At 63.7% G+C, this 22,082-nt stretch carries 21 protein-coding genes and 4 pseudogenes; 14 read left to right on the plus strand and 11 right to left on the minus strand.

Annotated elements, in window-relative coordinates:
* Positions 1–41 precede the first annotated feature (41 nt).
* A complete protein-coding gene (locus ACLLJI_RS11385) occupies positions 42–809 on the minus strand; it encodes a glycoside hydrolase family 15 protein (RefSeq protein ID WP_434612358.1) in 768 nt (255 codons plus the stop codon).
* 50 nt (positions 810–859) lie between these two features.
* Here ACLLJI_RS11385 and ACLLJI_RS11390 point away from each other — a divergent pair, with 50 nt between their 5' ends.
* Positions 860–1,783 (plus strand): IS982 family transposase, encoded by a 924-nt coding sequence (locus ACLLJI_RS11390; protein WP_434612360.1) that lies wholly within the window; start codon positions 860–862, stop codon positions 1,781–1,783.
* A 73-nt stretch (positions 1,784–1,856) separates the two neighbouring features.
* Positions 1,857–2,938, plus strand: a pseudogene (locus ACLLJI_RS11395) (IS630 family transposase).
* Here the strand turns inward: ACLLJI_RS11395 and ACLLJI_RS11400 are convergent.
* Both ACLLJI_RS11400 and ACLLJI_RS11405 read right to left on the minus strand, forming a co-directional pair.
* Positions 2,879–3,709 carry a glycoside hydrolase family 15 protein gene (locus ACLLJI_RS11400; RefSeq protein WP_434612362.1) on the minus strand — a complete coding sequence of 277 codons (831 nt, stop codon included), beginning with the start codon at positions 3,707–3,709 and terminating at the stop codon, positions 2,879–2,881. The pseudogene ACLLJI_RS11395 and the gene ACLLJI_RS11400 sit on opposite strands and share 60 nt — an antisense overlap.
* Entirely contained in the window at positions 3,610–4,080 is a 471-nt protein-coding gene (locus ACLLJI_RS11405; protein WP_434612364.1) for a trehalase-like domain-containing protein, read from the minus strand. Before ACLLJI_RS11405 ends, ACLLJI_RS11400 begins: the two co-directional genes overlap by 100 nt.
* Positions 4,081–4,986: 906 nt before the next feature.
* Here ACLLJI_RS11405 and ACLLJI_RS11410 point away from each other — a divergent pair.
* Positions 4,987–5,154: a hypothetical protein gene (locus ACLLJI_RS11410; RefSeq protein WP_434612366.1), complete on the plus strand. Its 168-nt coding sequence runs from the start codon at positions 4,987–4,989 to the stop codon at positions 5,152–5,154.
* A 395-nt stretch (positions 5,155–5,549) separates the two neighbouring features.
* On the opposite strand, the pseudogene ACLLJI_RS11415 reads toward ACLLJI_RS11410, so the two are convergent.
* Positions 5,550–6,054: pseudogene (locus tag ACLLJI_RS11415) on the minus strand (L-histidine N(alpha)-methyltransferase).
* 489 nt (positions 6,055–6,543) lie between these two features.
* Between ACLLJI_RS11415 and ACLLJI_RS11420 the strand changes: the two are divergent.
* Positions 6,544–6,999 (plus strand): hypothetical protein, encoded by a 456-nt coding sequence (locus tag ACLLJI_RS11420; protein ID WP_434612368.1) that lies wholly within the window; start codon positions 6,544–6,546, stop codon positions 6,997–6,999.
* Positions 7,000–7,088: 89 nt separating this feature from the next.
* Positions 7,089–7,424, plus strand: a pseudogene (locus tag ACLLJI_RS11425) (AAA family ATPase); the annotation flags it as partial.
* 713 nt (positions 7,425–8,137) lie between these two features.
* Here ACLLJI_RS11425 and ACLLJI_RS11430 read toward each other — a convergent pair.
* On the minus strand, positions 8,138–10,021 hold the full coding sequence (locus ACLLJI_RS11430; RefSeq protein ID WP_434612370.1) for a plasmid pRiA4b ORF-3 family protein: 1,884 nt from the start codon (positions 10,019–10,021) through the stop codon (positions 8,138–8,140).
* A 148-nt stretch (positions 10,022–10,169) separates the two neighbouring features.
* Between ACLLJI_RS11430 and ACLLJI_RS11435 the strand changes: the two genes are divergently transcribed.
* Both ACLLJI_RS11435 and ACLLJI_RS11440 read left to right on the plus strand, forming a co-directional pair.
* Complete coding sequence (locus ACLLJI_RS11435) at positions 10,170–11,003, plus strand: formate/nitrite transporter family protein (protein ID WP_434612372.1); 834 nt, start codon at positions 10,170–10,172, stop codon at positions 11,001–11,003.
* Between the two features lie 10 nt (positions 11,004–11,013).
* Positions 11,014–12,261 carry a CynX/NimT family MFS transporter gene (locus ACLLJI_RS11440; protein WP_434612374.1) on the plus strand — a complete coding sequence of 416 codons (1,248 nt, stop codon included), beginning with the start codon at positions 11,014–11,016 and terminating at the stop codon, positions 12,259–12,261.
* Here the strand turns inward: ACLLJI_RS11440 and ACLLJI_RS11445 are convergent.
* Together ACLLJI_RS11445 and ACLLJI_RS11450 are read right to left on the minus strand one after the other, a co-directional pair.
* A complete protein-coding gene (locus ACLLJI_RS11445) occupies positions 12,226–12,933 on the minus strand; it encodes a DUF998 domain-containing protein (protein ID WP_434612376.1) in 708 nt (235 codons plus the stop codon). The genes ACLLJI_RS11440 and ACLLJI_RS11445 overlap by 36 nt on opposite strands.
* Before the next feature lie 110 nt (positions 12,934–13,043).
* Complete coding sequence (locus ACLLJI_RS11450; protein WP_434612378.1) at positions 13,044–13,199, minus strand: hypothetical protein; 156 nt, start codon at positions 13,197–13,199, stop codon at positions 13,044–13,046.
* A gap of 132 nt (positions 13,200–13,331) precedes the next feature.
* On the opposite strand from ACLLJI_RS11450, the gene ACLLJI_RS11455 reads away from it, so the two are divergent.
* The 3 genes from ACLLJI_RS11455 (at position 13,332) to ACLLJI_RS11465 (ending at position 14,035) form a co-directional block, all read left to right on the plus strand.
* Positions 13,332–13,475, plus strand: coding sequence for a hypothetical protein (locus ACLLJI_RS11455; RefSeq protein ID WP_434612380.1), 144 nt, complete (start codon positions 13,332–13,334; stop codon positions 13,473–13,475).
* Positions 13,476–13,589: 114 nt separating this feature from the next.
* The gene (locus ACLLJI_RS11460; protein WP_434612382.1) at positions 13,590–13,715 is read left to right on the plus strand and encodes a hypothetical protein; all 126 of its coding nucleotides are present in this window, start codon (positions 13,590–13,592) and stop codon (positions 13,713–13,715) included.
* 62 nt (positions 13,716–13,777) lie between these two features.
* The gene (locus tag ACLLJI_RS11465; protein WP_434612384.1) at positions 13,778–14,035 is read left to right on the plus strand and encodes a DUF1016 N-terminal domain-containing protein; all 258 of its coding nucleotides are present in this window, start codon (positions 13,778–13,780) and stop codon (positions 14,033–14,035) included.
* Here the strand turns inward: ACLLJI_RS11465 and ACLLJI_RS11470 are convergent.
* Positions 14,032–15,342 (minus strand): ISL3 family transposase, encoded by a 1,311-nt coding sequence (locus ACLLJI_RS11470; RefSeq protein ID WP_434621468.1) that lies wholly within the window; start codon positions 15,340–15,342, stop codon positions 14,032–14,034. The two genes, ACLLJI_RS11465 and ACLLJI_RS11470, sit on opposite strands and share 4 nt — an antisense overlap.
* A 170-nt stretch (positions 15,343–15,512) precedes the next feature.
* Between ACLLJI_RS11470 and ACLLJI_RS11475 the strand changes: the two genes are divergently transcribed.
* The 3 genes and pseudogenes from ACLLJI_RS11475 to ACLLJI_RS11485 all read left to right on the plus strand — a co-directional run.
* Positions 15,513–15,818, plus strand: a complete 306-nt coding sequence (locus tag ACLLJI_RS11475; RefSeq protein ID WP_434612386.1) for a DUF1016 N-terminal domain-containing protein — start codon at positions 15,513–15,515, stop codon at positions 15,816–15,818.
* Positions 15,742–16,011 carry a PDDEXK nuclease domain-containing protein gene (locus ACLLJI_RS11480; RefSeq protein ID WP_434612388.1) on the plus strand — a complete coding sequence of 90 codons (270 nt, stop codon included), beginning with the start codon at positions 15,742–15,744 and terminating at the stop codon, positions 16,009–16,011. The genes ACLLJI_RS11475 and ACLLJI_RS11480 overlap by 77 nt, the downstream gene beginning before the upstream one ends.
* Positions 16,012–16,091: 80 nt before the next feature.
* Positions 16,092–19,258, plus strand: a pseudogene (locus ACLLJI_RS11485) (type I restriction endonuclease subunit R); the annotation flags it as partial.
* 758 nt (positions 19,259–20,016) lie between these two features.
* Here the strand turns inward: ACLLJI_RS11485 and ACLLJI_RS11490 are convergent.
* From ACLLJI_RS11490 to ACLLJI_RS11500, 3 genes are all read right to left on the minus strand, one after another.
* Entirely contained in the window at positions 20,017–20,193 is a 177-nt protein-coding gene (locus ACLLJI_RS11490) for an AMP-binding protein (protein ID WP_434621471.1), read from the minus strand.
* Between the two features lie 376 nt (positions 20,194–20,569).
* Complete coding sequence (locus ACLLJI_RS11495; RefSeq protein WP_434612390.1) at positions 20,570–20,698, minus strand: hypothetical protein; 129 nt, start codon at positions 20,696–20,698, stop codon at positions 20,570–20,572.
* Between the two features lie 13 nt (positions 20,699–20,711).
* The gene (locus ACLLJI_RS11500; protein ID WP_434612392.1) at positions 20,712–21,275 is read right to left on the minus strand and encodes a 3-hydroxyacyl-CoA dehydrogenase NAD-binding domain-containing protein; all 564 of its coding nucleotides are present in this window, start codon (positions 21,273–21,275) and stop codon (positions 20,712–20,714) included.
* Between the two features lie 132 nt (positions 21,276–21,407).
* On the opposite strand from ACLLJI_RS11500, the gene ACLLJI_RS11505 reads away from it, so the two are divergent.
* A complete protein-coding gene (locus tag ACLLJI_RS11505) occupies positions 21,408–22,079 on the plus strand; it encodes an endonuclease/exonuclease/phosphatase family protein (protein WP_434621474.1) in 672 nt (223 codons plus the stop codon).
* Positions 22,080–22,082: the final 3 nt, after the last annotated feature.

The following is a 22,082-nucleotide window of genomic DNA, read 5'->3' on the forward strand; positions in this document are numbered from 1 at the left end:
TCCTTCTACTTCTCTTGATGTGCTGCTTCCGATGTGGTTGGTCAGTGATGCTCGGCATCCTCGGCCTGGGCGATCGCCCAGGCAGCGTCCACAAGACCGATGTGAGAAAGACCCTGCGGGAAGTTCCCGATCAGGGTCCGCTCACGAATGTTGATCTCCTCGGAGAGCAGTCCCAGGTCGTTGGCGTGCCCGGTAACGGCCTCGAAGATCTCCCGCGCCCTTTCGACCTGCCCGGCCATGGCACGGCCCGTGGCCAGCCAGTACGAGCAGATCACGAACGCTCCCTCGTCGCCGGCCCCGGTCCAGCGCTGGACCAACCCGTCCGTGGACAGCTCCTGTTCCACGGCATCCATGGTGGCGAGGATTCGCTCGTCGTCGGCGGGGAGGAAGCCCATGACTGGCACCAGCAGAACGCTGGCATCAAGGTGGTCGGAGCCGAACGCCCCCGTGAACGCCCCGGCCGAGTCGCTCCAGCCGCGGTACAGGATCGCGGCGCGGACCTCATCGCGCACGGTCTCCCACCGCTGCACCTTCTCACCCGGGGCGTCCATCTGCGTCGCGAGCTTCACGGCCCGGTCCAGGGCCACCCAGCACATGAGCTTCGAGGTCAGGTAGTCCCGGTCTCCCTCGCGCCCTTCCCAGATGCCAGCGTCGGGCTCCCGCCACGTCGCCGCGGCCCGGTCGGCCGCGGAAATCAGGAAGTCCGCCGTGGTCGGCGGGAGGTCGCCGAGCTGATCGCGCAGGATCCACGCGCACTCTAGATGAGTAATTCCAAGGTGTACGGCGTGGTGTAAGCGTTTTTGGGGCAAGGGTGCCCAGAATCGGCGGTATCAACCCAACGTCGAACTTGGAGGCTCACGTGGACGCCGATCTGGACACCCTTGCCACAGCATTCTATGTCGCTGCCGATGATTTATTGAAGGCCCATCCGGAACGGGTTCCTTACCGGCCCCGGATCGGGATCAGCCCCAGAATCAGTGACGCCGAAGTGATGACTTTGGCGTTGATGCAGGCCCTGCTGGGTCTCACCTCCGAGGCCAGGTGGTTGCGCCACGCCCGGGAACGGTACGGAAGAATGTTTCCGTATCTGCCGGGCCAGTCAGGCTACAACAAGCGCCTGCGCAGGCTCGGTGAATGCATGAACTGGCTCATCGCCGTCCTGGCGGAACGCAACGACATCTGCTGCGACGATGTGTGGGTGGTTGATTCCACTCCCATCGAATGCGCAAAGTCCAGGGAAACTGTCCGCCGCTCGGACCCCGCCGGGTGGGCCGAGTACGGGTACTGCGCCTCCCATTCACGCTACTTTTGGGGGTTGCGCCTGCATCTGGTCTGCACCCTCCACGGTCTCCCGGTCGGTTGGGCGCTGACCGGGGCGAAGGCCGATGAACGCCAAACTTGTCTGGACATCCTCGCTAACACCCCGGCCATGAACCGGCTCCAGGCTGGTGGTCACCGCCAGATCATGATCGGGGACAAGAACTACTTCGGCGCCGAATTTGAAGAGACGGTGGACCAGGCCGGCATTGACTTGCTGCGCCCTGCCCGCAAGGGCGAGAAAACACGTCCCGGGGCCCGGTTCTTCAAGCCCCTACGCCAAATCATCGAGTCCATCAACGACACCCTCAAAGGCCAACTCGACCTCGAGCAACACGGCGGACGAACCCCTGCCGGCGTCATCGCCCGCGTCGTCCAACGCCTCCTCGCCATGACAGCAGCGATCTGGCACAACGACCAAACCGGCCAAACCATCCGCCGCTCACTCACCGCCTACGACCACTAACCCCTTGGACTTACTCATCTAGTGTAGCGTGTCGTTGATTCCTTTGGGTCTGATTGTTTGTCAGACTTGATCCATGGTTTATCTGGCAAAGGCACTTCAGTTGCGCGACGGGGACCGGGGCGCCCTGGAAGCGTTGACTCGTGGGAATTCTTCCACTGCGACGTTGGCGTTGCGGGCGCGCACGGTTTTGTTGGCTGCTGACGGGATGCCGAATGTCCAGATTGAGAAGATCACCGGGTTTTCGGCGCCCACGGTTTTGAAGTGGCGCAACCGCTATGCCGAGGGCGGGATCGAGGCCCTGTCCGATGTCCAGCGCCCGGGCCGGGAGCGGGAGATCGACGAACTCGCCCTGATTGCCGACACCCTGACCAATGACGGGAACCCGCCGGCGGAGCTGGGGATCTCGCACTGGTCCGCGCGCATCATGGCCGAACGCCACGGAATCTCTTTTTCGTCCGTGGCCCGAATCTGGCGCCGTTGGAAGATCCAGCCGCATCGGATCGAGACGTTTAAATTCTCCACCGACCCGGCCCTGGAGTCCAAGCTCCGGGACGTGGTGGGCCTGTACATGTCCCCGCCGGAAAACGCGGTGGTGGTGAGCATTGATGAGAAGACCCAAATCCAGGCACCGTCCCGCACCGGCCCGGACCAGCCGCTGTCCCGACCCACCCGCTGCAGCAGACGCACGACTACAAGCGCAACGGCACCACCACCTTGTTCGCCGCCTTGGAGGTTCTCACCGGCAAACTCAGCGCGAACGCCTTCTACCCAAAGCACACCAACATCGAGTTCGTCGATTTCCTGGGCCGGGTCGCCCACGCCCACCCCGGGGTTGAGCTGCATGTCATCTGCGACAACTATGCGACCCATAAGCACCAGAACGTGAAGGACTGGCTGGCCGAAAACCCGCGCGTGAGCCTGCATTTCACCCCGACCAGCTGTTCCTGGCTGAACATGGTGGAGATCTTCTTCGGGATCATCACCCGCCAGTGCCTCAAACGCGGAGCATTCAGCTCCGTGAAAGAGCTGGAGGAAACCATGGAACGCTACATCGAGAACTACAACCAGGACGCCAAACCATTCACCTGGACCAAGTCAGCGGAGTATCTCCTGGGCAAGATGAAACGCAAACAAACCATTAACACGGAACACTAGGACCTCGCCGAGCACGTCGAGTTGCTTCTGCGTCCACGCGTCGTTGCCGATCCTCACCGGTCGGCTGCCGGCGTACCCGGCCAGGTGGTCGAGGGTGTGCTCGGTGAGGTCGTGCTCCCCGCCGACCCCGAACATGATCTGTAGGGGCGCGTCGTCGGCCGGCCCGGCTGAGGCGGTGATCCAGTCGAAAAACCGTTGCGCCTCGTCCGGGCAGGCCGCCACCCACAGGGCCTTCAGCGTAAGACTCCCATCGCGCAGCCACCCGAACCGGTAGTCCCAGTTTGCGGTGCCACCGATCTCCTCGGGCAAGGACGTCGTCGGTGCCGCGACCACTGCTCCAGTGGGCCGGTAGGTCAGGGCCTGGAGGACCAGGGCGCTGCGGCGGACCCGGTCCCGATAGGGCCCCTGGTATCCCTGGTGCAAGGCACTCCAGGACTGCCACGCCCTGACAGTGTCAGACAGCGCCGCGGACCCGTCCAGGGACGCGGATGGCGGATCGGTGGAGCTGCGGTGGTGCAGGGCGAACGTCGCGCGTTCGTCCGCTGAGAGCGCGAACCTGCCGGTGGCACGGTCGCCCTCGATCTCCAGTCCGCGGTCGCCGGTGAGCAAGAGCCGGTCCGCGCCGCCGATGATCTCAACCCCCGCTGCCGTCGAGGCGAACGTCGGGGTGATCAGCCCGTACTCGGGCCGGGGCACCAATTCCACCTCCACCTCCACTTGCCCCTGCAGCACCTGCACCTGACGCACGAGCACGCGGGGGGGGAGCCGCACCCGATCTCGTGGCCCCGCTCCCCGGCCCCGAGCAGGAGACCGTCGGAGACCCGCAGCACTCCACTGTCGCACCGGAAGTCGGTCTCGACGACCATCGACCCCTCGACGTACCGGCGCTCCACCGAATATCCGGTGGCCGGGCGGATGGACCAGTGTCCCGCCCGGGGGTCGAGCAGCCGGCCAAAGACGCTGGGTGCGTCGAAACGAGGCGGACACCACCAGTCGACGGACCCATCGCGCGAAACCAGGGCCGCCCCGTGGCAGTCCCCCAGCAGGCCGTAGTCGGAGATCGCCGCGGTCGGGCGCTCCATACTAGGAGTGCCCGACCCCACCATGTGCTCCGTTTCCTTGCCGGAAGAATCGGCGCTCATGAACTGTCCTCCGTCCCGTGATCGGAATCCAGCGGAAAGCCCTTCCACCGCTGAATCCTTAACTAGCTCCCACCTCGTTCAAGCACCATCAGGGGCACCGCACGTATACCCATGTGTTCCCCAACATAGACCCTGCCCCAAGGTCGGAGTCAATGCTTGGCCGGGACCACGGCAGCCGAGAGCCGCTGAACACGAAGAACCCAAGGAGATCCGAGCTGATCTTGTAACCAGTACGGACCCGCCTGACCACGAACCGCACCCGCGGACTCCGGTGCAACTGCCCAGGACAGAGGCCTCCCGCCCATCCATAGAACGGGAGGGCCGGCCCGTAGCCGCGCCGCTGGCACGGGCCTCGACGTCGCGCTCCGGGCGGTCCTGGGCACCCGGGCCCGGGACCGACTCGCCCCTGGCCTTCACCATGGGATGGGCGTGAAACGAACCCGTCGCCCCGCGCGGTCCGCGGCATCATGGAGGCCGGGTGGGGTGCAGGGGTGGGGCATCTGGTTGAGATCATGGAACGCCAGCAGATCGGCCTGTATCTGCTGGCGATCAGTGTCGGCGGGGTCTTCGACCTACTGCTTCCCAAGGCGTCCTTGCCGCTGGAGCATACGATCAATCCGGTGCTGGGCCTGTTACTGTTCGCCACATTCCTGGGCATTCCGTTCTCGGTGATGGGCCGCGCCGTACGGGATCTGCAGTTCATGGCGGCGATCCTGGTGCTGCACTTCCTAGTGGTCCCGGCCATCGTCCTCGGTCTTTCCCGTTTCGTCGCCGACGATCAGGCTCCGCTGATCAGCGTGCTGCTGGTTTTGCTGATCCCGTGCATCGACCATGTGATCGTGTTTTCGGGGCCGATGGGGCCAGTGCCGTTTGCTGTCGGCTGCGCCGGTCCTGATGCTGGCCCAGATGGTGATGCTCCCCGCGTATCTGCTGCTCTTCGTCGGCCCGGACATCGTGGGAGTGATCGACCCGGAACCGTTCTTCGAAGCACTCGTCGTCCTGATCATCATTCCCCTGGTTATGGCTGCCGCGACCAGCGATGGGCCGGGCGGGCGCCGGCAGGCCAGCGCGTGATAGCGGTGATGCAGGGGCTGATGGTGCCCTTGATGATGTTGACGCCTGCCGTGGTGGTCGGATCACAGATCGCCGGGATCGGGCGAGAGATCACGTCCCTGCTGGCGGTGATCCCCCTCAACACGGCGTTCCTACTGATCATGGTTCCTCTGGGAGTCCTTGTCGCACGGGCGGCCCGGATGGATTCCCGGGGCACTATGTCAGTGGTCTTCAGCGGTGCCACCCGCAACTCCCTGGTGGTGCTGCCCCTGGCGCTGGCGCTGCCGGCACCCTGGCGGTGGCAGGCCTCGTCGTGGTCATCCAGACCCTGGTCGAACACATCGGCGTGGTCGCCTACGTCACGATCCTTCCACGCGTCATCGGCACCGGGGCACGGGCCCAGCGCTGAGCACCGGTCAGGCGGGTTCGGCCAGGGTCAGTGCGAAGCGGTGCTGGGCGTCCGTCCACTGCCCCACGACGGACAGGCCCGCCGTCTCCAGCTCCGCGGCGATGCCAGCCGGACGGAACTTCGCCGAGATCTCCGTGCGCAGCTCCTCGCCCTCCTCAAAAGCGATCTCGAGGTCGGCTCCGGGCAGCCGGACGCATAGGGTGGGTGGCGCGCAGCCTCATCTCGATCCACTCCTCGTCCTCGTCCCACACCGCGATGTGCTCAAAAGCCGCGACGTCGAAGACCGCGGCCAGCTCGGTGTTGAGCACCCGCAGCACGTTGCGGTTGAACTCGCCTGTGACACCAGCGGCGTCGTCGTAGGCCGGGACCAGCACCTCGGGCGGCTGAACCAGTCCCGTGCCCAGCAGCAACGATCCACCGTCCGGTCCGAGCAGCTGCCGCACCTGGCCGAAAAAGCGCGCCCGTTCGGCTGGCAGGAGGTTGCCGATGGTGCCGCCCAGGAAAGCGACCATGCGCCGCCCCCGACCGACCAACAGCCGGAACTGGGCGCAACCGTGTTCCACTATGCCGTTGGAATGCTGCCCGGAATCCTCTACGAGCAGTACGCCGGACACGGCCGTCGGTGTGCGCCGGATCCGGAGTCCTGTACGGCCTGGCGTTGTTGTTTGTAGTCACGGACGGGACCGCCGCACCGCTGACCGGGATGGCCTCCGCGCCGGACCGGTATCCCTGGCAGGCACACGCACGCGGCCGATCGCCCATGTCGTGCTCGGCGTAACGACCGAAATTCTCCTGCGCACAATGGAACGCTTCCGATGAACACCGGCCGTTACAGAGCTGCCAGTGAAGGCTATCCCTCGGGGAGAGCGGTTTACCCGGTATCACCTCCCGAAGTTCCACGGGACATCAATCAATGATGGTCACACTGACTTTTGCAGTGGTTGCGGATACTGCTTAACGAGACAATAATCGACAGCATGCTTACTAAAGAGAAGACATCCATGATGGGATCGATCGTTCGCGGCATGGCGGCAGGTGTCGCCGGAACCGTAGTGATGACGGCCTTCCAGAAATTCGTTGAAATGCCTCTGACCGGGCGCGAAACCAGTTACGCACCCGCGGACTTCGCCGAACGGATCCTGCCCATCCATCCAACGACCCAGCAGGGGCGCGATCAGCTGAACTGGGTCATCCACTTCGCACTGGGAACCATGTGGGGTTCGGCCTATGGCGTCGCCGCCCACACCGGCCTGCACGGAGCCAAGGCCACCGCCGTCGTGTTTCCCGTCGTCTACACCGGCGATGTCGTACTCAACGCTGCCCTCGGACTATATAAGCCCGGCACCTGGACCGCGAAAGAGTGGGCAGTGGATGTGGTCGATAAGTTCGTCCAGGCCGCAGCGACCGGTGTGCTCTACGATCACGTCTTCCAACCAACCAAAGCCCCTCAGGCCTGAACAACGGTTCCCATGAAAGTACGAAACTCATTACGTGCGCTGAAAAAAGAATACCTCGTGCCCAGGTAGTCCGCCGCCAGAGTCGTTGAGTTATCGGCATGCCTGGGATTGAAAAATGGTTCAGCCGCTACGCACAGCTCTACAGCAGGGTCGGCCTCGCCCACGAATATCGCCCACTCGCCCAGGAAGAACTGAATTCCGTGCTGGAGCGCCGAGGGCACAAACTCGGTCAGACCCTGGACCCGGAAGATTTCACCGATGCCTAGGCCATCGCTGCGGTCGCGCGGATTACCCGAGGCAACTTCCGCCTCATCGACCGGCTCTTCACCCAGATCGAACGGGTCATGAAAATCAACGAACTCAGCACAATCACCGCCGACGTCATCGAGGCCGCTCGCTCAACCCTCGTCATCGGAATCAGCTAAAACCGCCAAACCGAGCTGCGGAAAGCAGTGACGGTCTCGCCTATCTGGCCACGGTGAATTGTAGACATTTCACAGCGATGCAGGTCAGGGAAGGGAAAGTGCGTTCTCCCGCGCTGCATCTGGAGCGCTTGCGCACTGCTCACGCTGAGCTATATGGGACATCGATTGATGTCGGAAACGTGCAAGAGCAGATACGCCTGGCTGTCGCACCGGCCCCTGATTCCTATCCCTGCACCCCTGCGGTGCAGGGATAGTCAGAACCGGGCTGGACGCACCGCAGCGGCTATCGCTTTCCTTCCTCGGAGTCCTGCCGATACAACCTTGACCGGGTCCGTGCTGCGCATCAGCGTGACAACTATGGGCTTCGTGCTCCTGCCCGGTTCCACCATGAGTTCTCCTGGCCTTCGTGCACTGTCCGGGGTTGGGCCTCCCGTGCACTCTGGTCGCTCTAGCTCCGTGCTGCGTCCCCCGGGTGCTCATCCTAGTCCGGCGATACATCTGCGCCAACACAGCCGGGGCGGACCCGGTGCTCGTACCGGGAACCGTGATGACCACCGGCGTGCGGATCCAGTGGATCTACCAATTACAGCCTCTCCAACACCTACCACAGCGTACGATTTTTTCCGTTTCCTGAAGCGCCCCCAAGCACGCCAACGACTGTTGGAAGAGTCCAAGAATTCGCCCTGGCCATGAAACGTTCAATATCGCCAGGGTCAGAAGATATCGGACAGGTCGTCGTTGGCCTGCTCCACATCGAAGGCCTTGGGGTCCAAAGTCTCCCCGGGCTGCAGGCCCAGCCATTCCCGGTACTCCTCGTGCTCCTCACGGCCCGGGTCGTTGACGGCCAGAACAATGTTGGCCCAGCCCCAGGTTCCGCCGCTGTCCTCCGCCGGCGCAGCGCCCCTGCCGCCGGTGCACCGCGGAAGCTGCCCGCCGCCGTCGTCCGTCAGGACCTTTTCCACGGTGATGGCGTGCTCCCAGTCGTCGCCGAAGTCATAGGTGTAGACCATTTTGCTGCCCGGCTCCGGAAGCAGTTCGCCGACCTTGACCTTGGACTCGTCCAGGGAGGATTCGCCCAAGGAGTCGAACGTGTCATCCAGATCCACCGGGGCGTAGCTGGGGCCGCGGAAGCCACCGGTCTGGAAGTTGTGCAGGTGGTAATCCAGCCACCCGAACACGGTCTGAATGACACCGTGCAACTGGTCCAGCGGCATGTCGACCGGGACCAGGACGCGTCGCCAGATGGGTGGTTTGGCATTTTTGAGTTGGATCTTCAGCTGCAGGGTCGGTGAGGTGGCAGAACGCTTCGTGGCTGACTCGGCCTTTTGGGCGGGAATGGTCTCCTTCGCGGCGGTCTCCTTCTCGGCGAGCGCGGCGTCGTCATCTGCCATCGCGTCGTCCACGGCTTCCCCGAGTTGCAGGCGATCAATCACGTCATCGTCAAAGGCATCCAACACACAGCCGATCAACGCCGGTGGCACGCGGAAATGCGTATCGATGGTCAGCAGGCCCAGTTCAGCGAGCCTTTCCAGCCGGCCCACCGTCATGCGGCCGAGGATATCCGTAATCATCTTCTCCTCTTCCGGCACCCTGTCAGCCAGGGCGAGGACGCGTTCCACCGACGGAGGCTCAGGAGTCGACGCAGCGATCAGGAGCGACACCTCCAGCCCGACCAGGGTCGCCGACATGTCGGGAAAGGCCGGGTTCATGCCCAGCACGGTCTGCTCCAGGAACCGCGTGGTGTAGTAGCTGTATTCCTCCAGCCGCTGGGCCGTACTGCCGGACAGGAAGCCGTCGGCGTCCTCGAACGGCACCACCTTCGTGGCCTTGATTTCAATCAGCTCGGCGGCTTCCATCGCGGCCCAGATCTGGGGCAGCAGCGGCACGTCCTGCATGGATCTGACGATGGGAATGGCATCGTCGGGCTGTGCGCCCTTGACGGCGCCGCGGACCGACACCCCGACGCACGCGGCCGCCGCTTCCAGGTCCTTCAGGCGCAGGGCTCCCGCGCCGGTGACGGGCCTGCCGTCGCCGATCCACCGCAGCAGGGCCGTTGTCCGCTGGATGAGCGGCAGGCCGGCTAACACCTCCAGGGCTTCATCCTCGACCAGATCCGGTATCTCGATCAGGCCAAGTTGGTCGTCGTCGTCTTCCTCAACCGTTTTCAAGAAGTCCATGACCTGGGCCAGCTGCTCCGCCGAGCCTGTCCACCTGCCCGTTTCGGTGAGGAAATCGACGTACGCGTGCACGGCGTCGACGATGAACATGGCGTCCGTTTCCTCGTCTGTGGACACCAGAACATCGGTGGTGGCTATCGCCAGCGGTATGGGTTCGAAGACCGTCACCTCAGCTGTGGCCATGCCTTCCATGTATCGGCCGATGACAGCTTTGACTTCCGCCAGGTAGTCCAGAGCCGCCGTGGCCGCGCCGGCTGAACCGTCGTCGAACCACTGCACAAATGCCGGCGTGAGTGCGTCAATGGCGCGGCCCGCGCGGAACGTGCTCATCGAGGTCGACGCCGAACCAGCGGCACCTTTGCTGCCCTTCCGGGCCGCGGTGTCTATGGCTTTATGCCGGTTTCTGCTGTTCCTGCTCATCGCATCCCTGCCTGTTTGCGGAATTGGCCCTATAACGACGGTACGTTCCGGGCGGCCGCGATGCCAGTTCGTCATCTAAATTCCACGTTGTGGGCACCGCTCCTACTAGGATAAAAAGCCAGTTCCCGCGATGAAAGGCTTCCACCGGATGAGTAATGAGGCGCGGCGTAAACAACTGGGCAAAAGCGATGCCCCGGTCGAAGACGAAATCCAGGACTCGTTTAGCCGGATCGTGGATGAGGGAGCCCAGCGGCTCAACCGCACCTGGGCGACTGTCCTCATAACCGGGACCTTCGGTGGCCTGGAAATCAGCGCCGGGATCATGGCATACCTTGCGGTAAAGCATGAAACCGGCAGCTCGCTGTTGGCCGGCGTGGCCTTCAGCATCGGCTTCATTGCCCTTCTGCTGGCTAAGAGCGAGCTCTTCACCGAGGGCTTCCTGGTGCCGATCGCCGCCGTGGCCGCCCGCGAGGCAAGCATCGGAAAGCTGGCAAAGTTGTGGGCGGGTACGCTCGTTGCCAACCTGGTCAGCGGCTGGGCCTTCATGTGGCTGGTCCTGCGTGCCTTCCCGGAATGGACCGGGACGGTCACGGAGTCTGCGCAGCATTTTGTCGGCACGCCGATGTCCGTGCAGAACATCTGCCTGGCCGTTCTGGGCGGCAGCACCATCACGCTGATGACCCGGATGCAGCATGGCACGGATTCCGACGTCGCCAAGATAGTCGCGGCCATAGCCGGCGGCTTCCTGCTCTCCGGACTGCCGCTGTTCCACTCGATTCTGGATTCGCTGCTGATCTTCGGCGCGCTTCACGCCGGGGCGCCCATCACGTACCTCCAGTGGCTGGGCTGGTTCGGCTACACCCTAGTCTTCAACATGGCCGGCGGCCTGCTGCTGGTGACCGCGCTGCGCCTGCTGCGCAGCAAGGACCTGATTGCGGACCGGCGCCGAAACTCACCGAAGGACCCGGATGAGCCACGGTAAGGGGAAAGAAATGCCCGTCGCAGCTGAGAGGAACCCGAAGACCGGACGAAGCGTCCGCTTCGGCTTTGCCTTTATCGGCGTCATATTGATAGCGGTGAACCTGCGGGTTTCCTTTGTCAGCGTCGGGCCGCTGCTGAATGACATTAGTACCGACCTGGGCCTGTCCAGTACAGTTGCGGGGCTCTTGACCGGTCTGCCGTTGATCGTCTTCGCCCTCTTCTCTCCTGTTGCGCCGGCTTTCGCGCGCTGGCTCGGGTTGGACCGCGCACTGTGGGCTTCCTTGCTGATCCTCGCCGCCGGGATTGTGCTTCGCTCGGTGCCGATTATCGGCTTCGTGTGGATCGGGACGGGGCTGGTGGGAGTGGGCATCGCGTTCCTCAATGTGCTGGTGCCCTCCCTGGTGAAGCGGGACTTCCCCGCGCGTGTCAGCCAGGTGACGGGAAGCTACACGGCCGTGCAGGCGGCCGCGGCAGCCATCGGTACAGCGCTCGTGGTGCCGATCGCACAATCCTCTCCGGGTGGCTGGAGGCTGGCCTTGGGTATCTGGGTCGGGCTCGTTCTGGTGGCGATGGGGTTCCTGCTGCCCTTCCTCCGGCGCCGCCCGGCATTGGAGCGGGATTCCGGCCAGCGCCGAGCCGCATATTTCTCGCCGTGGAAATCGGTTCTCGGCTGGCAGGTCACCGCCTTCATGGGGCTGCAGTCTGTCTCGTTTTACGTCTTCATGGCCTGGCTGCCCAGCATTGAACACAGCCAGGGAGTTTCCGAAGCTGCGGCCGGAGCACATCTGTCACTTTTTCTGCTGATCAACGTCGTGACCAGCTTCGCCGCCGGGGCCGTGCTGCATAGATTTCCCGATCAACGCCTCGTCGCTCTGCTCAGCAGCATCCTCGTGTTCATCGCCTATGCGGGGATGGCCGCGGCGCCTGGCTTGATGCTGCTCTGGATCATCTTTGGTGCCCTCGGCTGCGGAAGCCTCATCGTCGTCGCCCTGTCGTTGTTCAGCCTGCGCACGGTGCATCATTCACAGGCCGCAGCCCTGTCCGGGATGGCCCAGTCGGTGGGGTACGCCGTGGGAGCGGCCGGCCCCGTCCTTTTTGGCGCGCTGCACGACTGGACCGGAGGCTGGACCCTGCCCCTGACCGTTATCGCTGCGGGTATGACAGCCCTGTGCGTCGCCGCCGTGTACTCCGGCCGCGACCGGGTCATCGGGTCCGCGACCGGGTCATCGGGTCCGCGACAGGGAGCGGATTCCCGCTGACACGCTAAAGGCCCAGCCGAGAATTCCGGCCAGCGCCACCCGCTCCGCAAGCCCGAGGACGGCCGGGAAGAATCTGATGGACAACCCCAGGGAAACGAGGCCGACGGCGCCGACGCCGGCACATACGGTGGCCGCCCGGGACGTGCGCCGCAGCGGCGGGTAGCTCCGAAGCCATTGCGTCAGCACGGCGATTCCGGCCAAGGCGCCGACAAACCCCGTCCCCGCTACGACTAGGTGCACAATACCGCCGGGCGTAGCCGCCGTGATTCCAGCGGCCGGGGATGGAACGCCCGTGATTCCTGCGGTCGGGACTCCAACGGCTTGGATGTCGGTGGGGAAAAAGGCCAGCACGCCGGACGACACTCCCCCGAGGCCCAAAAGGGTGGCGCCCGTGGTCTTCATTCGTGACGAGGGGCCGGTCCGCAGCACGGCACGCGCCACGGCGAACGTCGTGACCGCGCGGCCCAAAAAATTCAGATTCATCACCCAGCCGTACGGTCCCACCGCCAGATTGCTCTCTGCCTCTCGGATCGCGCTGTAATGCGGCGGCAACCGCTGCAGTACTGCGTCCACCCCTATATACGTGACGACACCTGCCATCGCCGCCGCGCAATATCGTCGCCGTGCGCGGATGGCGGCAGTTTGGATCGTTGCAGCCTGGAGTGGTGACACCGGGACGCATTGCAGGATTTTCAGGGTGGCACCTCAGATTGGAGCGACGGGCTGGTCGCTGGTGTTCCCCACATTATCCGGCGCCCGTACGTTAGCCGCCCGCCCAGTCCCTATGCGCGCAATGATGATCGCCAGGAAATGACTTTGTCGTGCCCCTCTTGGACCGACTGCTTCCGGGCATTGGCCGTGTCCCGCGTGTACGACGTAGGACCGAACAATTCGCGGATGACCTTGATGTCGATCAGCGGTGGATATGGAGAAGGCATGGCATTAACGGTACCGGCCCGCGAGGAAGGGTCTGGCCCGTGAGAGCGGAGGGGCGCAGCACCGGTGTCGCGGGGCCGCCCCGTCCTCGTTCGGCCGTGAGCCCTGGCCTGCCGGACCAGGCCGGAACGTTGATGTCCAGCACGCGGTGCCATTCATCGTCGTCGTTGTCGGCGATGGTGCCGGGAGGCAATACCGGCGTTATTGACGACGACGTCGCTGCCGCCGAGATGCCGCGCTGCTCGTTTTCGGCAGTGGCGCACCTGGAGGAGTCGTAGCGCCGCTGACAACGGGGCGCGCCCACGAGAACGGTGCTGCCCGGCCCCGGTGTCGTGGGGCACCCCCGTTCTCGGGTGCACGGCGGCGTATCGGAGCCGCTGGGTCGGAGGACCTTGGACAGGAAAGCCTTTGGTCTGCTCGTGCTGCGGGTCGGTGCGCACGCGACGCGGATTGCCGGACTCGACATTGACTGGACCAAACCGTTGTGGAAGGAGAACTCTGATGAAGACCCCGAATGAAGATGCCCAATCGAGCTTGGAGACGAGCGGGGCCTCGTTTCCATCAACGCCGGCGCGGCTCGATGCCCGAGTGGTACCCAGAGTTCTTGGTAACCGTGGCAGCCCGGGTAACGACTGTCCGCGCTCGAGTTGTCGCGACGGTCAACCAGGAACTCGTGGCAACTTATTGGGCCATCGGCCAGGATATTGTTGCCCGCCAAGGAGAAGAAGGATGGGGAACGAAAGTTATCGCGCGGCTGTCAGGCGACTTACGCTCTCAGTTCCCTAGCTCGCGAGGATTCTCTCCTCAAAATCTTCGTTATATGGCTCTTCGCATTTAGGCATGGTTTGCCGCTTTTTTCCGGTATGGGCGATGGCCGCCGGCTGCGAGTAGGCATCTGAGTCTGTAGTGGTCGAAGTTCCGGAATCCGCGGGCGATCCGCCGTGTGGTCTCGATAACACCGTTGATCGCTTCGGTCGGTCCGTTGGAGGCCCCGTGTGTCTCGAAGTACGCGAGGATCGCGCTCTTCCATTGCCGTAGGGTCCTGCCGAGTCTGGCGATCTCCGGGATCGGACAGGACGGGAAAGAAGTGAGTATCCCGGTCACCAGATCCCGGCCTCTGGCCGGGTTGGAGTGGTATACATCCCGGAGCTTCTGGTAGCACTGCCAGGCCAGCGTGACTTCATGGCCGGGATCTCCGGCGATGAGTTTGTCCTCCAGCCGTTTGGCCTGTTTGTCGTTGAGGTGTTCGGCACCGATCTGCAGGGTGCGGCGGATCCCAAAGAGCGGGTCCCCTTTACGTCCGCGGTGTCCCAGGGTGCTTTGTTGGACGCGGCGGCGGACATCGTCCAGAGCAGCACCACCAAGCTTTACGACGTGGAATGCGTCAACGACGGTGATTGCTTCGGGTAGCTCATCACGGACGGCGTTGGCGTAACCACGGAATGGATCCAGTGTTGCGACCTTGATCCCCTCGGCGAAGTCCTTGCCCTGGGCCTTGATCCAGTCCGCGTAGACCTTCCCCGACCGTCCCGGCATAAGATCCAGCAGCCGGGCATGAACACGGCCCTTCTCATCGCGGGTGTGGTCCACGATCCCGGTGACCATGCCCGTGCCGGGGAAGCCGGTATGGGACCAGACATGCTCGTCAACGCCGAGGGCGTCCACCCCGGTCAGCCGGACCTTGTCCGCGAGCCGCCGGAGTGCTTCGGCTTCGATTCCGTCCCAGACGGTCCGCCACGCCACGCCGAGCTGGTGTGCCAGGGCCGAGACGGAGGTATCGAAGCGTTCCAGTGCGTCCACGGCCCAGTGCACGGCCCGGGTCGTGAGTTTCGCCCGACGACCGGCCAGGGCGTGTTCCTCGGTGAAGGTGCCTCTGGGGCAGCCGGTGTCCGGACACCGCCATACCCGCTTAACCCAGACCAGGGACACCGGCCGCCCCAACGACGGTGCGTCGTGCAGGCGGACTTTACGGCGGCCGTGGCCGATCGCCACAACCCCGCAGTCCGGGCAACCGGTGGTGTTCTGATCGGTTTCGACATGAAGGAGGAGTCTGCTGGCAGCATTCGCGGCAGAGATGACGTGCACGCCGTCGACGGCGAACATCGTGTCTGCCCGTTCGCACCAGCGCCCATTCGGGCAGGACATAGAATTAGACAAGTCAGGGTCTCTTTTATGATTGGAAGCTTGGTCGCTACCAATTCAAGGAGACCCTGACCTCGTTCCGCCTCACGCCACGCCGCGCAGGCCGGAGAACATCCCACAAATCCCAATTCTTAGGCCGCCCTAACCATGCTCAAATGCGAAGAGCCCCTTATATGCGCACCTTTTCCGCAAGTTGGGACGCCGACACAATTGGGCAAGCGCCGCTTGCCCAATTGCCGTGGTATCACCACATCGCCCTCATGCAGAACGTAGATGATCCCGCGACACGCCTCTGGTATGCCTCGAGAACCCTTGCAGAGGGATGGTCGCGGAACGTCCTGGTCCACCAGATCGATACGCGTCTCCACGAACGAGCGGGGAAGGCGACGTCCAACTTTCCTGTTGGAACTGGGCCAGGGGTTTGCCTTCGTCGGCCGGCAGGTGCGCCTTGTCATCGGTGGGGACGAATTCTTCGCTGACCTGCTCTTTTACCCCCTGAGGCTGCGTCGCTTTGTGGTGGTAGAGCTCAAGGCTACGAAGTTTGATCCCGGCTACGTTGGGCAGCCGGGCATCTATCTGGACGCCGCTGTTGACGATCTGCTGGCACACGCAAGCGACGAGCCGGCCATCGGTCTCCTGCTCTGCCGGAAGAATTTGCGTCAAGTCTGCTGAGCGTGGCGGACATTGAAGCGGAGCTGGCAGGGCTGCCGGAGGATACGCTGGAGGAATAACTATCTGGGGGAAGACAAAACATGACACAAACGGCGACCGCGTTCTCCGAGGCCGATTGGGAAGGCCTTGCTCTCGAGCAGCTGGCTGAGCTTGGCTGGCGGCCCAAGCACGGCGAGGACATCGCGCCCGGTACCGGTGAACGCGAGTCGTGGGACGAGCTGCTGATCCGTCCGCGGCTGCTGAATGCGCTAAGGAAGTTCAATCCGTCCGTCCCGGAACAGTACCTGCAGCAGGCCGCGTCGGAGATCGCCGTGCCGAAGTCGCAGGATGCGATCACTGAAAATCATCGGATGCACAGCTACCTGGTGGACGGCTTCCGCGGGATCAGCTTCATCGACGCCGACGGCAGCGAGGCCAACCCGACGCTGCGGCTGCTCAGCGCGGACGAGGACGCCAACGACTGGCTCGCCGTCAGCCAGCTGACCGTTGTGCGGGGCGATTATCGTCGCCGCTTCGATCTAGTGCTGTACTGCAACGGCATGCCGGTAAGCATCGTGGAACTGAAGAAGGCCGGCAGCCAGCACGCGGACGTTGCCGGCGCGCATGCGCAGCTGCAGACATACCTGCGCGAATTCCCGATGGCGTTCCGGTTCTGCATCTTTACGCTCGCCTCGGATGGAATTCTGGCCAAATACGGTACGCCGTTTACGCCGCTGAACCACTTTTCGCCGTGGAACGTGGACGACGACGGCGTCCCGGTTCCGCCGGGATTCCTCCTGGACGGGGAAGCCGTCACCCCGATGCAGACCGCTCTGGACGGCCTGTACAACCTGACCCGCTTTCTGCAGCTGCTGCGGAACTTCACCGCCTTCGACGAGGGCTCCGCCGGCCTGACCAAGCGGATCGCGAAACCGCACCAGTACTTCGCGGTCACGCGCGCCGTGGGCAGCACCGTGCAGGCGGTCCAGAGCAACGGCAAAGCCGGCGTCGTCTGGCACACCCAGGGCTCGGGCAAATCCATGGAAATGGAGCTCTACACCAACCAGGTGATCCGGCACCCCAAGCTGCTGAACCCGACCGTCGTCGTCATTACCGACCGCAACGAACTCGACGGCCAGCTCTACGAGACGTTTAAGCAGAGTCTGCTGCTGCCGGAGGCCCCCCGGCAGATCCGCCGGCGCTCCGAGCTGCGCGGAGAGCTAAGCAACCGGACCACCGGCGGCATCTATTTCACCACCTTGCAGAAGTTCGGCCGCAGCCAGTCCGAGAAGGACGCGGGCACGGACCATCCGCTGCTCAGCGCCCGACGGAACATCATCGTCGTCGTCGACGAAGCGCACCGCAGCCACTACGACGACCTCGACGGGTACGCACGGCACCTGCGCGACGCCCTCCCGCACGCGACGCTGATTGCGTTCACCGGCACGCCGATCTCCTTCGACGACCGCAATACCCGCGACGTTTTCGGCGATTACATCGACATTTACGACCTCTCCAGGGCGGTCGACGACGGCGCCACGGTGCCCGTGTACTTCGAGCCGCGCTTGATTAAAGTAGGGCTGGCGGAGAACATCACCGAGGAAATTCTGGACGTCGCTGCCGACGAGGCGACGCTGGGGCTCGACGATACGGAACGTGCGCGCCTTGAGGCGAGTGTCGCCGTCGTCAATGCCGTCTATGGCGCGCCGGAACGCATCGCTGCCCTGGCAGCGGATCTGGTGGAGCACTGGGAAAACCGGCGGGCGCGGATGCACAAGTTCATCAATGCCCCCGGCAAGGCGATGATTGTGGGCGGGACGCGGGAGATCTGCGCCAAGCTTTACAGCGCGCTCGTGGGGCTGCGGCCGGACTGGCACTCGCCGGATTTGGACAAGGGGCGGATCAAGGTGGTGTATTCCGGCTCGGCGTCAGATCTGCCGCCCGTGTCCGGGCATGTGCGCCGGGATTCCGCCAACGCCGCGATCAAGGAGCGGCTCAAGGACGTCGATGACGAACTGGAAATCGTGATCGTCAAGGACATGATGCTTACCGGGTACGACTCCCCTCCCCTGCACACCCTGTATCTGGACCGGCCCCTCAAGGGCGCGCTGCTGATGCAGACCCTGGCGCGGGTCAACCGGACGTTCCGCGGCAAGGAGGACGGGCTGCTGGTGGCCTATGCCCCGCTGGCCGAGAACCTGTCCAAGGCGCTGGGCGAATACACCGCCGGCGACCAGGCGAACAAGCCGGTGGGAAAGAACATCGATGAGGCCGTGGCCCTGACCGTGTCCCTGGTGGACACCCTTGCGGCGCTGCTGGCCGGCTACGACTGGCGGAGGGTGCTCAACGCCGGCGGCAAACGGCCCTTCCTCAACGCCGTCAGCGGCGCCACCGCCTACCTGCGCGATCCTGCCACCCCCGGAAACCAGCCGGCCGCCGGAGAAGATACCTCGGCCGCCAAGTACCGCCGGTTCTCCAGCCAACTGTCCCGCGCATGGGCGCTCTGCTCCGGCTCCGAGACGCTGGCCGCCCTCCGTCCTGACATTCAGGTCTACGAGGAAATCCGCATTTGGATGGCAAAGTACGATGCCGCTGACAGGCAGGCCAGCGGGGAACCCGTGCCAGAGGAGATCCAGCGGCTGCTGGGCGAACTCATCGCCACGGCAACGTCCTCCGGCGAAGTACTGGACATTTACGATGCCGCCGGCATGCCCAAACCGTCGCTGGATGACCTCACGCCCGAGTTCATCGCCAAAACCCAGCGGGCGCGAAACCCGCAACTGGCCATCGAGGCGCTGCGCAAACTCATCGCCGACGAGACCGCCGCGTCCACAAGGAACAACGTAATCCGCCAGCGTGCCTTCTCCGAGCGGATCACCGAGCTGATGAAAAAATACACCAACGCCCAGCTCACATCCGCCGAAGTCATCGCCGAGCTGGTGGCGCTGGCACGTGAAGTTGCCGCCGAGTCCCAGCGCGGCGAACATTTCACTCCCCCGCTCAATTCCGACGAACTCGCGTTTTATGATGCCGTGGCGCACAACGAATCCGCCGTTCAGGTGCAGGGCGAAGGAATTCTGGCGGACATCGCCCGCGAGCTGGTTTCCGTCATGCGCCGGGACGTCCGCACCGACTGGACCGTCCGCGACGATGTCCGCGCCAAGCTGCGCTCCTCCATCAAACGGCTGCTGGTCAAGTTCGGTTATCCGCCGGACAACAGCCCGACGCGATCAAGCTGGTGATGGAGCAGATGGAATCCATGGCCCCCGCTTCGCGCAGGCGCGCGGATAGCGACGCGACCTCTTTAGAACAAGAGAGCTTACGAAAACGGCACCATTCCTGGTCGACGGCCGGTGCCGTGGCCGATTGCGTCTACGCCGACTGCGAGTACGTGCTCCGCAGCTCCAGCTTGATCACGGCAACCCTTTAGCTCCGCTTCGTCTCCGGAAGTGCGCGGGGCTTAGCTCGCAGAAACGCGTCTCGATGAAATCTACAGAGGCCGCTTAGCCAACTCGCGGACCCACTCGGGAGTTTCCTTGTTCAGTTTGGTATCGGTGGTCACCCTCAGCCGCGCCGCACGAACGCGTACCCGTTCCTGATAGTTTTCTCGATCCACGGTTGATTCGGCACTTCGACCAGGGGATTTAGCGCTTTGGCTCGTCGGCATCGTCGTGCTCACAGTTAGCCTCCTCGCTCGTTGGACCATATATAGTTCCATAGTTCCCCACGGATTCGGTCTCCTCCACGGGCAGCCTCAACGGTTGTGCCCATGCGATACTGATGAGCGCGACTTCCTCTTCCCCGGCGAGATCACTTTGCGCAAGCAAGTCGAGTATCCCCAATCCGATCTCCTGCCGATGCAAGTCATCTGATAAGGACGCATCGAGAGCCCACTGCGCCCGTGTCCACCACTGAGACCGTTGATCGGCTAACCGTCGCTGATCCAAGGCACCGGCATCTGTGCTTCTGCGCTGAGTTAGAGCGTTGCCGTCAGTGGCCTGCGCTGCTCAAGCGTCTTCCAACCAGCTAGGCCCGGGGGAATTCCACTACGTTGGGAGACATAATGCCCGCAACGTCCCCGGGTGCCAGGCCGGCATCCTTCAGTTGCGCGGCGTAGCTTCGTGCCTGCTGCCAAAGCGCGGCGTAGGAAAAATGCACGCTGGCGTCGACGACGGCCGTCTTCTGCGGGTATTTGAAGCCGATTCAGCCAGGATTGCGGCCAGTGATAAAACGCTCATGTTGACTGTTCCTTTTCGTTGTCCCGGCGTTGTCGGTTGTCTGCAGACGACGCGATCAGCCCGGACGGCTCAGCCGGGGCAACTGTGCAAGAGCAGCCCAGCCGTACCTGCTCTGTAGGGCGGCTCAGCAGGGCGGTCAGGGTCAACTGCAACACGTTGCTCACCTGCACCACGCTCGGCCCCAGCTGGTCCCGCAGCAATTGCCAGCTGGCCCAGTCCGCTGCGGCACAGGCAGCGAGGGTTAACCGTTCACGGTCCCCCGGCTCTAACGGAGCGAGCTCGGCCGCGAAGAGTGCTTCGAAGGCAACACGGATGCGGCGCAGGTTCTCCTGCAGGTTCTCCTACAGTGCCCGGGAAAAGGGGCGCTGGAGATCTGCCGCGCGTGCCAGCGGCGCCACCCATTCGAGCAGCACGGCGCGCTGCTGGCAGTAGCGCTCGATCCGTTCAGGCAGCTCAAGGCCGGGTTCCAAGGACCCGAAGGCTTCATCCTGCCGGTCCAGCTGCTGCCGGACCGTGCCGGCCGCAGTCCAGCGCGTCCTGCTCCGCCTCGACGATGGTGACGGGGATTCCCGCGGCTGCCAGTGCCATGGCAATACCGCCGCCCATGGTTCCGGCGCCGACGACGCCGGCCCGGGCCACGCTCCTGGCGGCCCCGATGTTAAGGTTCCTGGGCTTGCGGGCCGCGCGTTCCGCCGCGAACAGGTAACGCTGGGCCGCCGGCTCGGGGCTTTGGCGCCGCTCGTCAATCTTTTCCCGCTCCACCTGCGCCCCGGTCTCGAAGGACACTTCGATGCCGGCGGCCATGGCGTCGACGGCGGCCTGAGCTGCGTAGGGATCTTTGGCCTTGTGCAACGGGCCTGCCGCCAGCTGTGCGACGGTTCCGGGTGCGCCGTGCGCTTCGGCGATCTTGTCCCGACGCTCCCGCGTCTGCGAGTGCGTACCGTCCTGCTGCGCAAACTCGGCTGCCCACTGCAGTCCTTCCTCGCCGGCAGGATCCTCAATGACGGCGTCGACGAGCCCATCGGCACGTTCGGAAACAATTTGCACTTATCTGCAAATTGTTTCCAGTTCAAGGAGGGCCGGCCGCGTCCGGCGATTCACCACGCCCGCGCGCTCATCGCCGTTGCTAAACTGGGCTGAAGACGGTACCCCCGCCCACGAACCGGAAGAGGTATTCCCCTGTTACGAGTCATCAGTTACAACCTCCGCAAGAACCACGCGAGCGATGAACTCGTCGACCTGGCACAAGACTCCGAAATCGACATGCTGTGTCTGCAGGAGTGTGACGCCGCGGAACTCCCAGACACCGTGGGACACCTGCACTTGGCGGATTCAACCAAGGGCAACAGGCTCGGCTTGGCGATGTACTACCGCCAAGACCGATTCACCGCACTTGAGACAAAGGCCTTCGCGCTCAAGAAATCCATGCACGACCGCATGCTCGCGCCGGCCCACGAACGACTGATCGCTACCCGGCTGATCGACCGTGAAACCAATCGCAATCTAGCCATCGCCTCATTCCACGCTGCGCCGTTGACCGCGTCCAATTCACTGCGGCGCAAGCAGATCCACGCAGCGCACGTGGAAATGCTCAGCATGGGTGGTGAGCTCGTCACCCTTATGGTGGGGGATTTCAACTACCCCTTTTTCAGGAAAAACCTCACGGAACACATGAACAAGACCGGCTACGACCTCACGATGAGTGACAGCCGAACGTACACGCGATACAAGATGTTCAAAGGCCACTTCGACTTCGCCACTTCCCTGGGGCTGGACATCACAAACGTGGAAACCCTGCCGCGAGGAAAATCCGACCATATGCCGATCCTGATCTCCGCCGAATACCTCTAAGCT

Source organism: Arthrobacter sp. A5 (assembly GCF_051131705.1).
Classification (GTDB): Bacteria; Actinomycetota; Actinomycetes; order Actinomycetales; family Micrococcaceae; genus Arthrobacter_M.